This window comes from Enterococcus sp. AZ170 (assembly GCF_050545135.1).
GTDB classification, from domain to species: domain Bacteria; phylum Bacillota; class Bacilli; order Lactobacillales; family Enterococcaceae; genus Enterococcus_L; species Enterococcus_L ureilyticus.
The window spans coordinates 3,438,616-3,450,872 of record NZ_CP172947.1 but is presented as its reverse complement, the minus strand read 5'-3'; the positions used below and the strand labels follow the sequence as shown (position 1 = coordinate 3,450,872).

The 12,257-nt window shown below is 36.2% G+C and carries 12 protein-coding genes and 1 pseudogene; 10 read left to right on the top strand and 3 right to left on the bottom strand.

What is annotated here, in order from left to right; genetic code table 11:
* Complete coding sequence (locus tag IGJ55_RS16510) at positions 1-951, bottom strand: 1-phosphofructokinase family hexose kinase (RefSeq protein ID WP_430606905.1); 951 nt, start codon at positions 949-951, stop codon at positions 1-3.
* 63 nt (positions 952-1,014) lie between these two features.
* On the bottom strand, positions 1,015-1,773 hold the full coding sequence (locus tag IGJ55_RS16505; protein ID WP_069640036.1) for a DeoR/GlpR family DNA-binding transcription regulator: 759 nt from the start codon (positions 1,771-1,773) through the stop codon (positions 1,015-1,017).
* Positions 1,774-1,970: 197 nt separating this feature from the next.
* On the opposite strand from IGJ55_RS16505, the gene IGJ55_RS16500 reads away from it, so the two are divergent.
* The 8 genes from IGJ55_RS16500 to IGJ55_RS16465 all read left to right on the top strand — a co-directional run bounded on the left by IGJ55_RS16500 (position 1,971) and on the right by IGJ55_RS16465 (position 8,086).
* The gene (locus tag IGJ55_RS16500) at positions 1,971-2,441 is read left to right on the top strand and encodes a PTS sugar transporter subunit IIA (RefSeq protein ID WP_069640046.1); all 471 of its coding nucleotides are present in this window, start codon (positions 1,971-1,973) and stop codon (positions 2,439-2,441) included.
* Entirely contained in the window at positions 2,434-2,736 is a 303-nt protein-coding gene (locus tag IGJ55_RS16495) for a PTS sugar transporter subunit IIB (protein WP_069640037.1), read from the top strand. Before IGJ55_RS16500 ends, IGJ55_RS16495 begins: the two co-directional genes overlap by 8 nt.
* A gap of 334 nt (positions 2,737-3,070) precedes the next feature.
* Entirely contained in the window at positions 3,071-4,426 is a 1,356-nt protein-coding gene (locus IGJ55_RS16490; protein WP_069640038.1) for a PTS galactitol transporter subunit IIC, read from the top strand.
* 26 nt (positions 4,427-4,452) lie between these two features.
* Positions 4,453-4,710, top strand: coding sequence for a hypothetical protein (locus IGJ55_RS16485; protein WP_069640039.1), 258 nt, complete (start codon positions 4,453-4,455; stop codon positions 4,708-4,710).
* Between the two features lie 6 nt (positions 4,711-4,716).
* Positions 4,717-5,475, top strand: coding sequence for a class II aldolase/adducin family protein (locus IGJ55_RS16480; RefSeq protein ID WP_069640040.1), 759 nt, complete (start codon positions 4,717-4,719; stop codon positions 5,473-5,475).
* 231 nt (positions 5,476-5,706) lie between these two features.
* The gene (gene rsmG / locus IGJ55_RS16475) at positions 5,707-6,423 is read left to right on the top strand and encodes a 16S rRNA (guanine(527)-N(7))-methyltransferase RsmG (RefSeq protein ID WP_069640041.1); all 717 of its coding nucleotides are present in this window, start codon (positions 5,707-5,709) and stop codon (positions 6,421-6,423) included.
* Positions 6,424-6,438: 15 nt separating this feature from the next.
* On the top strand, positions 6,439-7,200 hold the full coding sequence (locus tag IGJ55_RS16470; protein ID WP_069640042.1) for a ParA family protein: 762 nt from the start codon (positions 6,439-6,441) through the stop codon (positions 7,198-7,200).
* On the top strand, positions 7,193-8,086 hold the full coding sequence (locus IGJ55_RS16465; RefSeq protein ID WP_069640043.1) for a ParB/RepB/Spo0J family partition protein: 894 nt from the start codon (positions 7,193-7,195) through the stop codon (positions 8,084-8,086). Before IGJ55_RS16470 ends, IGJ55_RS16465 begins: the two co-directional genes overlap by 8 nt.
* A gap of 91 nt (positions 8,087-8,177) precedes the next feature.
* Here the strand turns inward: IGJ55_RS16465 and IGJ55_RS16460 are convergent.
* Positions 8,178-9,571: pseudogene (locus IGJ55_RS16460) on the bottom strand (IS3 family transposase).
* A 1,032-nt stretch (positions 9,572-10,603) separates the two neighbouring features.
* Between IGJ55_RS16460 and IGJ55_RS16455 the strand changes: the two are divergent.
* The gene (locus IGJ55_RS16455; protein ID WP_069640160.1) at positions 10,604-11,422 is read left to right on the top strand and encodes a helix-turn-helix domain-containing protein; all 819 of its coding nucleotides are present in this window, start codon (positions 10,604-10,606) and stop codon (positions 11,420-11,422) included.
* 35 nt (positions 11,423-11,457) lie between these two features.
* Entirely contained in the window at positions 11,458-12,255 is a 798-nt protein-coding gene (locus IGJ55_RS16450) for a hypothetical protein (protein ID WP_207121832.1), read from the top strand.
* Positions 12,256-12,257: the final 2 nt, after the last annotated feature.

Genomic DNA, 12,257 nt, shown 5'->3' with positions numbered 1-12,257 from the left:
TTACTTTATTTCTTGTAAAACGATGTTATTTTTCAGTTCCTCAACATTTTCAACCGAAACATAACCTACCGCTTGCTCCAAAGCATTACTCATGCCACAAGCCATCCCATAACGGAGCGTCTCTTCGATCGAAAGCCCCTGATCCAAAGCAAATGCAATCCCGCCTACTGTCGCATCGCCAGAACCTGTTGGATTGATGCTATTGATGGCTGGTATCGTTACATCAAAAATCCGTCCCTGGTATTTTGCGACAGCGCCATCTCCGCCGCAAGAAACGAGAATAAACGGAATATCTTGCAATATCGGATGGGTGAGTTGTCTAATAACTTCCTGTTTGTTTACAATTGAAAGACTAAGTAATTCTGCAAATTCATGAATATTCGGTTTGATAAAATAGGGTTTAATCGTCCCTTGTAAGACATTTTTAAGCTGTTGGCCTGAAATATCGGTTAGAATTTTCACCTTTGCTCCGAGCTGTTCATATAACTGTTGTAAATAGTCTTGGTATAGTCGTTCGTTTTTAGTATTGGCTGATCCGCATAGTGCGATGATCGGTCTTTTTTGTTGTGTAAAGGAAAAATCAATCACGTTAGCAAGTACTTTTTGGGCAGTTTCGACCGTTATCACGGGCCCAAGTTCTACGATTTCGGTTTGATTTTTCTCGCGATCCATTATCGTTACAGCATTTCTAGACTCACCTGGAATGGGGATAAATACGGATTTAAAAGCTTCTTGTTCAAGTGCGTTTCGAATCAGTTCTCCATTTGTCCCAGCTAAAACGCTCATTACTGTTACGTCACTGCCTAAAATTGCCGCTGTTCTGCCAGCGTTGATTCCTTTACCTCCGACGGCTTTGATCGGATTACTACAACGATTCATTTCACCTAAAATAAATGTTTCTGCAAAATAAATGGAATCCATTGATGGATTAAGTGTCACTGTTAAAATCATAATTGCTTCTCTCCTTCAGGTCCTTCGTTAAACTGGGTCCCCGAAAGAGCTGTGAAACCCAGTTTAACTTTTTTTATTTAATAGTTTTCCATAAGATTGATAGAATTTAAATGTTTGTTCGTCTATTTTGTCATCCGTGATCACGTAGTCTAGATCAGACATTTTATAAAAAGTATAGACATCACTGACGTTGAATTTTGTACTGTCAGCTACCACGACTTTTTTCTTCGCATTTTTAAATGCTGCCCGCTGTACGCCACCTTCTAGATAGTTGGAGGTGGTGACATTATTGTTGTAAATGCCATTTGTTGCAGCAAAAGCAATGTCGATATTGATGGTCTCGAATGTCTGCTCAGCATGTTCTCCGATAAATTCTTCTGTGATCGGTGTAAAATCCCCCCCTGTTAATAAAATCCGATAGTCCGTGTGTGCAATAACATAATTAAACGCGAGCAAACTGTTTGTCACAATCATCAAGTTTTGCTTTTGAATGAATGGTAGGGCATATAAAATAGTCGTCCCAGCCCCAACAAAAACAACTTGATGGTCCTGAATCAATGAATTCATGATCTTCCCAATGTATTCTTTTTGCTCGATATGTAGATTAATTTTTTCATGCGTTGCCAGTTCCTTATCTTTACGATCGATTTTTTGAGCACCACCGTATAAACGAACGAGTTGATTCGTGTCGCTCAATTCAGTGATATCTCGGCGAATCGTCATTTCAGAAACTTGAAGCTCTGCTGCAATATCGGATACGGTCATAAAGGTATTTTTTTCTAATAATTCTAGAATATGGGCATGACGCTCTCTTTTTAACATAATATGCTCCCCTTTTTGTTCGAAAATGTTTATCTATTACATTTTAAACGTAAAATGAACAAAAAACAATCGAAAGAAAGCGTTGACAAACCATTTAACAAGTTGTATTCTTTTTGTATAAACAAAGTTTAACATATATTTACAAAGTTGAACATAAAAACTTTGAATTGAAGCAAAATGAAGGAGGAATTACAAAGATGAAACAGATGTTTCAACCAGAATTGATTGATTTGCACATAACGGTTCAAAATGAAGAAGAATTATTTGAACTTATTGCAAAGCGATTGCAGCAAACAGGGTATGTAAATGGTGGTTATTTGGAAGGAATCAAGTCAAGAGAACAGGTATTTCCGACTGGACTGATCACAGAATATCTAAATATCGCTTTACCCCATTCTGATACAGACTATATTGAAAGGCCTTTCATATATATTGCAAGAACAACAAAGCCGATCAAGGTCAAACAAATGGGCGATAATCAAGAAATGGAGGTGAGAGATCTATTTTTCTTAGGAATCAAAGAACCTACAAAACAGGTTGGCTTACTGCAAGAACTAATGATTTTATTCCAAAATGAAGCGTTTGTAGAAGAATTAAAAGCGATAAGTGAAAATGAACAGCTTTTCAACTTATTCATGAAGCAATGGGAGGAAGTAAAAAATGGCTAGAAAATTAATTGTAGCATGTGGCAGTGGTGTCGCAACAAGTACTACGGTAGCAGAAAAAATCAAGAGTAAATTCGATGAAGATGGAATTGACTATCCTGTAGAAGCTGTGGATTATAAATCGATCTTACAAGAATTACCAAGTGCCAGTATTTATGTTTATATTGCAAAACCTGATGACGAAGTATTAGAAGAAGCAGAGAAATTAGGCGTTTCAGTGTATGCCGGCGTACCATTTTTAACTGGTATGGGCGTTGATACTATTTATGAAGGAATCATCAACGACACGAGAAAGTAAAAAAGAAGAGTCTGTATAAACGGTGGGAGCAGAAGCAATCACTACGCTTCGATCACATCAAATTCTAAGTGCTAAAGCACTAAGATTTGAAGGCTTCGGAAATAAGCCGAAATTCACAAAAATTTGAAATACAATTTTCGTGAACTCCTTCTTATTGCTGTAAAACACAACGAAGTATGAGTTGATGTTGTACAGTACCTACGTGGTTCTCGGGATTAAACACCCCTGTCCCAACCTCCCGATAGTTGTGAGAAAAGGCTAAGCTCTTCTCTCAGCATTTATAACATACAAATTAATCATACCAAAAATTTTAAAAGATAGGTAGGTAGAAGAGATGGAAATTTTTCAATCTGTGATTGATTATATATTAAATCTGGGTTCAGCAATTTTTGTTCCGTTGATTATCCTGATCATTGGGCTGATTGCCCGTATGCCATTGAAAAAGGCCTTTATGTCAGCCATTACTTTAGGGGTTGCCTTTACTGGCATGAGCATGGTGATTGGATTTATGTCAGATGCGGTAAGTCCAGCGTCTGTTGCAATGGCTAAAAATACTGGAATCAGTTTGCCAGCACTTGATTTAGGCTGGACAGGAGCTGCGAGTATTACCTGGTCTTGGTCTTATGCTTTTGTCTTTTTCGCCGTCGTTTTGGGCGTGAATTTCATTATGTTATTGCTAAATTTAACCAAGACATTAAATGTCGATATGTGGAATGTTTGGGGCAAAGCTTTAACGGCTTATCTGGTCTATTTTATTAGCGGTTCGTTGGTTGCAGGATTTATTGCGGCTGTCATTCAAGTTGTATTGGAACTGAAAATGGGCGATATGTTCCAGCGTCATATTCAAGATTTAACTGGAATTCCATTAGTAACAGTGACGCATTTAATGAACATTTCCGCAGTGTTGATGTTACCAGTCAATATTGTGATGGATAAAATTCCCTTCTTTAATAAAAAAGCAGATACATCAGCTTTAAAAGCAAAAATTGGGATTTTTTCTGAAAATAGTGTAATGGGTTTTATTATTGGTGTATTGCTTGGTTTTGGCGCAGCATATGGTATTTCTGGTTCATTGAATTTAGGAATCCAAGTTGCGACAGCAATGGCTTTGTTTCCAATGATCAGTAAGATGTTCATGCAGTCCCTTTCACCGTTAGCGGATGCGATGTCTGAAATGATGAAAAAACGGTTCAAGGATCGTGAAGTTTATATTGGTTTAGATTGGCCGATTTTAGCAGGACGTTCTGAAATTTGGGTAACAGCGATTATTTTAGTCCCTGTTTTTATTGGATACGCGATGATTTTACCTGGTAATCAAGTGTTGCCTTTAGCCGGAATCATTAATTACTCCATTGCGGTCGGGGGATTATTACTAACTGGCGGAAACCTGTACCGCATGATCACGCTGGGCATTATTTATACGCCGCTTTATTTATATGGCGCAACGTATCTGGCACCAGTTTTGACAGGATTGGCGAAGAAAACTGGAGCAGTAGATTTAAAAGGTGGCAGTATTACTTGGTCATCTATTGAAGGACCGGAATTTAGAATTCTTTTTGCAGAGGCGGCAAATTTAAATATCCCAGCTATTATTGGGTTTATCATTTTTATAGCCATGTTTGTCTGGTTGTACAAATATATGGCAAAAGAACCAGTTCCAAGTCAACGCTATGATGAAATCAAAAATTAGGGAAATGCTAGAGAGGACTGGATCGTATGAATCAAAAAACAAAGTGGATGATGTTACTATTTTTGGCTATCTTATTGTTTATAGGCGCGCTATCCCTGAATAGTATGCCGATGTATTTTCTAGTCATGTTTCTTTCCTTTTTCATCTATAAAAATGGAAATGCAGTACTTTTCAAAGAATATGATGAAAGAAAAAAACAAAAATATGAAGAATATAAAGTCGTTCAGCAAGCGGCAAAAGAAACGATCCGTACAGGAAAATTATTAAAAAAGAAGGAGCTGTAATCAATTATGGCAGATGGCAGAATATTATTTGAGCGTGAAAGAGAAGATATGGCAAAGATTGTACAATTGATTTTTGAACGTAAGAATACAAATGTAGCAGGCGGCAACTTTTCCTTTAAGACAACTGATAAAGCAGGCAAAGAATTTATTATTATGACACCAACGATGATGTCACAGGCATATTTAGGCCAAGTGTCACCCTCACAGATTTTAGTGGTAGAACCTCATACAAGGAAAGTTATTGCAGGTGAAGGTGGCTTGACTCGGGAAATCAATATGCATGAAGCAGTATATGATGCGAATCCAGAAATTAAAGCTGTGTTGCATGCCCATGCTCCTAATAGTATGTTTTGGGCAACGAGCGGATTGGATATGCCGAACTTAACCGAAGCTACGCAAAAAGTAGAATACATCGAAGTATTAGAATTTGAACCGAACTGCTCAGAAGAATTAGCTGAAATCGTGAGTAATCATATTAAAACAATGGCCAGAAAAACATTACCGCATGAATTTTTACTAGATAGTCATGGTGTGTTGATCACTACTGGTGGAGAAACAGGAATGGAAGCAATCCATTCTGCTTTAGCAATCCTTGACACCGTTGAATGGAATGCTGAAATTGCTTATAAACAAACAATTTTCCAAAAGCTAGGAATTTTGGATGGTTACTATTCTAAAGGAGTGAAAATTGGTACGATTGCCGATTTAATGAACCATGAACCGATTTATAATCAGAAAATCAAAATCACGGCTGGTGGAGACTAAAAAAAGCGAAAATGAAGCAACTGGTTTAAGATGTTCTTACATTTTAAACTGGCTGCTTCTTTTTTTTGCTGTAAAAAAGAGCGGGATTTTTTTGTGGTATATAATAGAAAGAAACATTTTATTACAACTACTAAAAATCTTGCTAAAAACATTGCAAGAAATCTCTATTTGCGTTAAAGTAAGAAAAGACAACTGTGAAACATTTTCTGTTTCACGGAAGGAAGGAAACATATGAAACCTGAAGAATTTAAACAATTATTAAGTCAAAAAGCGATCCAGCTAACGGATCACCAAATGGAGCAATTTGCCCGTTACTTTGAATTACTTGTTGAATGGAATGAAAAAATGAACCTGACAGCAATCACGGAAGAAAAAGAGGTGTATTTAAAGCATTTTTATGATTCTATTTCACTAGCCTTTTTCGAAGATTTTTCAACTAACAAATCAATTTGTGATGTCGGTGCAGGTGCAGGATTTCCTAGTATCCCACTGAAAATCGTTTTTCCGACTTTACAAGTAACGATCGTTGATTCTTTGAATAAACGGATCACATTTTTAACTGAATTAGTCAATGAATTGAAGTTGGAAGATGTCTCTTTATATCATGATCGTGCAGAAACATTTGGTCAAAAGGTTGAATTTCGTGGCGCTTTTGACTATGTGACCGCTCGAGCAGTCGCTCGTTTGAATGTGTTGAGTGAGTTATGTCTGCCGTTAGTTAAGAAAGAAGGTTTTTTCTTAGCCTTGAAAGCAGCCAAAAGTGAAGAGGAAATTATTGAAGCAAAACCTGCGATTGCGATTTTAGGTGGTAAATTTCAAAAAGAAGTGTCATTTGAGTTACCCATTACCGAAGATGAACGTCATATCGTTGTGATCCAAAAGAAAAAAGAAACCCCTAAAAAATACCCAAGAAAACCAGGGTTACCAAATAAACAACCAATCAAATAAGATGGAGGGACACAAATGGCACGAATAATTTCTGTAGCGAATCAAAAAGGCGGTGTCGGTAAAACGACGACCACTGTGAATCTGGGTGCTTGTCTTGCTTATTATGGCAAAAAAGTGTTGCTGATCGATATTGATGCTCAAGGAAATGCAACAAGTGGAATCGGTGTACGTAAACCAGACGTTGCAACAGACGTTTATGATGTATTAGTCAATGAAGAACCAATCAAAAATGTGATTCAGCAAACCTCTAGAGAAAATTTGGATATTGTCCCGGCAACGATCCAATTAGCTGGAGCTGAAATTGAATTGACGTCAATGATGGCCAGAGAATCTCGCTTAAAAGCGGCTATTGAAGAAATCGATGATATCTACGATTTTGTTTTGATCGACTGTCCACCTTCATTAGGACACTTAACGATCAATGCCTTTACAGCGAGTGATTCGATCTTGATTCCCGTACAATGCGAATACTATGCTTTGGAAGGCTTGAGCCAATTATTAAATACTATTCGTTTAGTTCAAAAGCATTTTAATCCGGAATTACGTATCGAAGGAGTCTTGCTAACGATGTACGATGCCCGCACGAATTTAGGTGCTGAAGTTGTAGAAGAAGTCCGCAAATATTTCCGTGAGAAAGTGTATGATACGATCATTCCTAGAAACGTTCGTTTGTCTGAAGCGCCAAGTCATGGTTTGTCGATTATTGATTATGATCCCCGTTCACGTGGTGCCGAAGTGTACCAAGCACTAGCAAAGGAAGTGTTGGATAATGAGTAAAGGAAAAGGTTTAGGCAGAGGTATTGATGCGTTGTTTCAAGATTTTGCTAGTCTAGAAGATGTAGATGTCCAAAAAGAAGAAGTCATTGAAATTCCTTTAAATGAACTTCGTCCAAATCCATACCAACCGAGAAAAACATTTGATGAAGCATCTCTTCAAGAATTGGCAAATTCAATCCAGCAGTCAGGTGTCTTTCAACCAATCATCGTTAGAAAATCTGCTGTTAAAGGATACGAAATCATTGCAGGCGAGCGACGTTTCCGTGCATCAAAACTAGCAGAGAAAGAAACGATTCCTGCTATCGTTCGTGAATTTGATGAAGAAGCAATGATGCAAGTGGCCGTTTTAGAAAACTTACAACGTGAAGATTTAAATCCATTAGAAGAAGCAGAAGCATACGATATGCTGATGAAGAACTTGAAGCTGACCCAAGTAGAAGTCGCAGAACGTTTAGGAAAAAGCCGTCCGTATATCGCGAACTACTTACGCCTATTAACATTACCAACACAGGTCAAAGAAATGGTTCAAGGTGAAACTTTATCAATGGGACAAGCCAGAACCTTACTGGGATTAAAAGACAAAGACTTGATTTTAACCTTGGCAAAACGCGTTGTGAAAGAAAACTTGACCGTGCGTCAACTAGAACAAATCGTTAATGATTTAAATGAGAATCAAGGGAAAAAGATACCAAAGAAGGACAAGAAAAACAGCAAGGACAAACCATATTATATTCGTGAAAGTGAAGATCGTTTAATGGATAAATTTGGTACGACTGTTGCTATTCAAGAAAAAGAAGGCAAGGGGAAAATTGAGATAGAGTACCTTTCCCAGTCTGATTTAGCAAGAATCTTAGACATCTTAGAGATTCACTTTGATGAAGCGTAAGACGAAAAAAAAGAGTGCAGAACAAGTTTGGTGAATGAAGTGAGACCCAATAGTTAGACCATAACCCGACCGAAGAAATTTGGTCGGGTTTTTATGCGGTCATCCGTTTGCGATATTGAACGGGACTGCAGCCGAGCCTTGTTTTGATTCGGTGATGATTATAGTAATTAATCCACTCTTTAATTGCCCTCTTCAACCTTTTAAAGCTTGTATAAATCACACCATAATAAATTTCTTGCTTTAATAGACCAAAGAAGCTTTCCATCGGTGAATTGTCAAGACAATTCCCTTTTCGGGACATGCTCTGGAATATTTTTTTCTCCGCTAAAGGCTTTCTATAACCATTCATCTGGTAAGCCTAGCCTTGGTCAGAATGGAAAGTCCGACGATAGGGGCAGTCCGCGGTTTGTTCTATGGCTTCTTTTTGAGCATCAAGAACGGCCTTTGCATTTGGTTTTTCTGATATTCGATAGGACAGAATTTCCCCGTTAAACAGATCTAGGAATGGGTCTAAATACAGCTTCTTGATGACAGGTTTTCCGTTCGTATCTTGTTCATAATACTTAAATTCAGAAGTATCAGTTGTAATCTTTTGATGAGGAACCGAGGTAACAAATCGTCTGTGAATCCGATTCTTTGCCACTCGTCCAACAGTCCCTTTGTAGGAATTGTACTTACGTGATTTGCGTGTAAACTTTACGCTCTTCAGCCCAAGCTTACGCATGATTCGACGGATTTTCTTTTGATTTACCTTTACTCCCTGTTCGTTCAGGGCGATTTGAATCCGACGATACCCATAGTTCCCATCGTTTTCTTCGAAGATTTCTTGAATGGTTTCCTCTAGCTTGGCATCTGGATTCCCACGATTCAATCGCTTTTGCCAATACATGTATGTCGCTTTAGGAAATTTTGTCGCTTCAAGAAGAATCGTTAATCGGAACTCCTTTCGGAGTTCGTGGATGATTCGTGCATCTCGTTCTTGAGTCGATCTGGGATATTCATCCCTAAAGCTCGGAGCTTTTTTACGAAGGCCAGTTCTGCACGAAGCAGTTCATTTTCTCGTTCCAGTTCTTGTTCACGCGTTAACGGCCTTTTTGGTATTTGTTTCTTCTTTTTCTTAGTCATTGAAGGCCTTCCTTTCAGTTTCGGTAAGAGACCTTCAATGCCTTCACGCAGAAATAGTTGGTGCCAATGTTGGAGTAGATTTCCAGATGGCAATCCATATTTCAATGCGACATTAAGGTAAGAGTCACCGCTAGTCAAATAATAGTGTATGACATCTTGCTTGAATTGGGAAGAATAAGTTTGTTTATTTTTACGTCGGTTTAAGGCATTAAAGTCCAATTTTTCTACAATCTTTACCCATTTTCTTACTGTTGAATCAGCTGGAATACCGTATCGGCGAGCTAGAGCCACATACCCACCTTCTCCCCTCTGATACGCTTCAACTACTGATTTTTTAAAGTCATAATCATATTTAGCCACTATAAAAAGCCCCCTAAGTTAGATTTTCTGGTCTAACTTAGGGGGCTCACTTCAGAAACTTGTTCTGCACTCTTTTTGATTACCGTGAGCGATTGAAAGATAACCAGTATTAACTAGGCTTTAATGACAATGCAAGAGCTTGGTTTGTACGGAAATGACTAATTTTAGATAGAAATATCTATAAAAATTACTATATGCCAAAATAAATATAATTTTTCTTGTTTTTATATAAAATAAGAAAAATTTATAATTGTTTAAATTAAACCATATTAAATTATAAGAATCTAGTTTAATAGGTGCTTAAGTTAAATACTTATAATATGAGTATACAATACATAATTTGTGCATGTCAATGAGGAATAAAAAAATAACAATATATTTAATTTATATATATTATGATCGTGACAACAGAGTAAATCATACGCTTAACCTCAAAACGTTGATAAACAGCTACCTGATTATACAGCGCTACGATAAATTATATTTAATTTTCGTAGGTTATTAATAAATATAGGTGCTAAATGAATTTACTTAGTTCTATACGCCGTCAAATAGACCGTCAAAAAATCATTAAACTTTCTACTATATTACCATAAAAATTATGACTTTCTATATTCTTCCTTTTTTTAATCTTACAAAAAAATATAGACTTACAAAGAAAATTTAAAAAAAGAAAACTTAGTCTATTTGTATTTTGGAAGTAATGGGCAATTAATATTCATCTTTTTATTTTATATAAACATTTTTAATTCGTTTAATTTACTAAAATAATTATTTTTTAAAGTATTATTTTACAACTATTCAATCATTAAACCGTCATATAGCCGTCATTAATGAAGTATAAATGTCCATATAACTAAACATCTAATATGTTTTTTCTTATTTTATATAAGAATAGGAAATTCTCGTTAGCTAAGTTTTATGTATTCTGCAGTTTAAAGCATGTATTACATTTATCTATCTAGAGAATTTTATCAAACGTAAATGGTTGGAATTTACTATATATAAAAATTAAGAGGAGGATTTTCCATTATGAGGAAAAAAATAATTATATTGACTGACACACTAAGTGCAAATGGACTGTTACAAAATAGTTTATTGAATATGGATTACGAAATTATGGTTTCAAAAGATATATTGACTCAGCCAAAAGATAAAGAGTTCTACTTTCTGCAAAATTTTGATCTCATTATTTATCAACAGTCAATGTACAGTGGCTTAAAAGAATCGTTTTTAGATAATTTAGCGTTGTTGAACAAACCAATTGTAGTTTTAACTTTTGAATCAGAACAGATTAACAAGTCTAAGTATCTCAATAATACTAATGTGAGCTTCGTTCGCTATCCAATATCGGTCACTGATTTAGCAAGTAAATTGGCTTCTATTTTTGAGGAGGTTGCGGGTCAAGCAAGTAAAAATAGTCAAGGAAGGGCAGTAGACGCTTCTATTGACAATACTCAAAATGCGTCATCTTTTTCAAATGTAGTGAAAGTAAAAAAACAATATTCTTTCCAATTGAAAGATCGTACCTTGATTATAGACAATTGGTTGATTCCATTGACTAAAAAGGAACATCAAGTATTAGAACATTTTATAGAATCAGATCAGAGAGTCTTTTCAAGTCAGTCCTTGTGTGAAGCCATTTGGACAAATGCTAAACAAAAAAATAAACAAGCGCTGTTAAGTAATTTGATTAATCGAATCAAACAAAAAATAATGGAAAAAACGTCGATTTTTGAACCCTTTATTCTAAATAAAAAAGGTATTGGCTATTACTTGAATCAAGAATTTGTGGCATTAGATGAACAAAATAATGAAAAAATAAGAGAACTGCTGGTAGGCAGTGTTTAACCCAAAAGGATTAAGTAAGAAGGGAAGCGGGAGATTTGGCTATATTTAACAAAAAAAGCAAAAAAAAAAAGAACCATGATGATGATTACGAGGAATATTACGATGAATATGACGAATACGATGAGTATGATGATTATGAGGAATATTCTGATGATGAATTTGAAGAGGAAACTTATGAGCCTCCGAAAAAAAGTCGGCCAGAAACTTCAAATAAAAGAGAGCGTTTGGACAATACTATGAGAAAACAAGAACAAGAAGCTCAACAAGAACAAGCTGCTGTAATTGAACATTTAAAGAATGAAAACCAGCAATTTCAAAAGGAAATGCAACGTCAACGAACCATGGCGGAACGATTAAAGGCGGAAGTTGAAAACAAACAGCAAGAGATTGATCAGCTAACCATGCGTTTGACAAGTTCTTCTAAGTCTAAAGAAACGATTATCGCACTTGAAGAACAAGTGAAGCAAGCAGAAAATCTAAGGATTCAATTAGATGAACAACTATTAGATGAACGAAATAAATGCATTGAGACGGAAAAACAATTGCGTCAACAAGATTTAATGAAAAATCAAATCGCAGAAGTTTTGATGGAAGCAAAAGAAAAAGCACAACAAATTATTGAACGTGCCACCATTGAAGCTGATCGAACAGTAGAAGCTGCTAGGCATGAAACCAAAAAGGCTGTTTCAGAAGCCTCAATCGAGTTGAAAATGATCAATCAGGAAGCGGCAAATTATCATACACGGATATTACGATTGCAAAGTGAAACAAGCGTACTGATGGAAGAATTGTTAAGCAAATCTAGTCGACTAGCTGATCAATCACTAGAGTAAGG

Excerpts from the sequence above, each read along its gene's own strand:
- IGJ55_RS16510 (WP_430606905.1), bottom strand. The coding sequence starts at position 951 with ATGATTTTAACAGTGACACTTAATCCATCAATGGATTCCATTTATTTT.
- IGJ55_RS16505 (WP_069640036.1), bottom strand. The coding sequence starts at position 1,773 with ATGTTAAAAAGAGAGCGTCATGCCCATATTCTAGAATTATTAGAAAAA.
- IGJ55_RS16500 (WP_069640046.1), top strand. The coding sequence starts at position 1,971 with ATGAAACAGATGTTTCAACCAGAATTGATTGATTTGCACATAACGGTT.
- IGJ55_RS16495 (WP_069640037.1), top strand. The coding sequence starts at position 2,434 with ATGGCTAGAAAATTAATTGTAGCATGTGGCAGTGGTGTCGCAACAAGT.
- IGJ55_RS16490 (WP_069640038.1), top strand. The coding sequence starts at position 3,071 with ATGGAAATTTTTCAATCTGTGATTGATTATATATTAAATCTGGGTTCA.
- IGJ55_RS16485 (WP_069640039.1), top strand. The coding sequence starts at position 4,453 with ATGAATCAAAAAACAAAGTGGATGATGTTACTATTTTTGGCTATCTTA.
- IGJ55_RS16480 (WP_069640040.1), top strand. The coding sequence starts at position 4,717 with ATGGCAGATGGCAGAATATTATTTGAGCGTGAAAGAGAAGATATGGCA.
- rsmG (WP_069640041.1), top strand. The coding sequence starts at position 5,707 with ATGAAACCTGAAGAATTTAAACAATTATTAAGTCAAAAAGCGATCCAG.
- IGJ55_RS16470 (WP_069640042.1), top strand. The coding sequence starts at position 6,439 with ATGGCACGAATAATTTCTGTAGCGAATCAAAAAGGCGGTGTCGGTAAA.
- IGJ55_RS16465 (WP_069640043.1), top strand. The coding sequence starts at position 7,193 with ATGAGTAAAGGAAAAGGTTTAGGCAGAGGTATTGATGCGTTGTTTCAA.
- IGJ55_RS16455 (WP_069640160.1), top strand. The coding sequence starts at position 10,604 with ATGAGGAAAAAAATAATTATATTGACTGACACACTAAGTGCAAATGGA.